The sequence below is a fragment of the Agromyces humi genome, assembly GCF_009720255.1.
GTDB classification, from domain to species: domain Bacteria; phylum Actinomycetota; class Actinomycetes; order Actinomycetales; family Microbacteriaceae; genus Agromyces; species Agromyces humi.
The window spans coordinates 1-1,015 of sequence record NZ_WJSP02000673.1 but is presented as its reverse complement, the minus strand read 5'-3'; the positions used below and the strand labels follow the sequence as shown (position 1 = coordinate 1,015).

1 protein-coding gene is annotated in these 1,015 nt (G+C 72.5%); it reads left to right on the top strand.

What is annotated here, in order from left to right:
* Positions 1–1,015: LacI family DNA-binding transcriptional regulator (locus tag GH736_RS23415; RefSeq protein ID WP_159607452.1), on the top strand; the 1,015-nt coding region annotated here is incomplete at both ends.

Below are 1,015 nucleotides of genomic sequence, written 5' to 3'. Positions count from 1 at the left end.
GGAGTGGGCCGGGCGACCGCCGCGCGCACCCTCGGCGGGTACGGCTACGTCAGCCCTGAGTTGCGCGAGCGCGTGCTCGCGGCGGCCGAGCAGCTGGGCTACCGCGCGAACGCGCTGGCGCGCAGCATGTCCACCGGCATCACCCACACGCTCGGCGTCATCGTGGCCGACATCGGCAACCCGTTCTTCGCGGGCGTCGTGCGCGGCATCTCCGACACCTCGCGCGACCGCGGCTTCGACACGATCGTGCTGAGCACGCATGAGTCGCTCGACGAGGAGATCGCCGCGATGAACGTGCTCATCGACAAGCGCGTCGACGGCGTCATCGTCGCCTCGGCTGCGGTCACGCGAGCGGATGTCGCGCACGTGTCGGCCGCGATCGACCACGGCATCCCCGTGGTGCTCGTCGACCGGGAGGTCGCGCACCTCGACCTCGACGCGGTCGTGATCGACAACCGCGAGGCAGCTCGCGAGGCGGTGGACTCGCTGATCCGTGCCGGGCACACCCGGATCGGGTTCGTGTGGGGCCCGACGGCCGACGCGCGTCCGGCCACTCGCCGCGAGCTGCTCGAGGCCGCGGCGAAGAACCTCTGGACCGACGCCGAGCGCCTCCGCGGCTACCTCGACGCGCTCGACGATGCCGGCATCCGGTTCGATCCCGACCTCGTGATGGTCGGCGAGAAGACCGAGGCGCGTGCGGTCGACGAGGTCGCCCGCATGCTCGCCCTGCCCGACCGCGCCACGGCGATCTTCTGCACCGAGACGGATGCGATGACGGGCGCCCTCCGGGCCGTGCGCGCCGCGGGGCTCGCCTACCCGGCCGACGTCTCGCTCATCGGCTTCGACGACAGCTCGTGGGCGGCCGTCATGGATCCGCCCCTCACGATGATCGCGCAGCCGATGCACGCGCTCGGCACGCAGGCGGCGGCGACCCTCCTCGCGCTCATCGACGGCGAGACCACGCCGCGCACCCGGCACACGCTCGACACCACCCTCGTGTCGCGGGAGTCAGTGG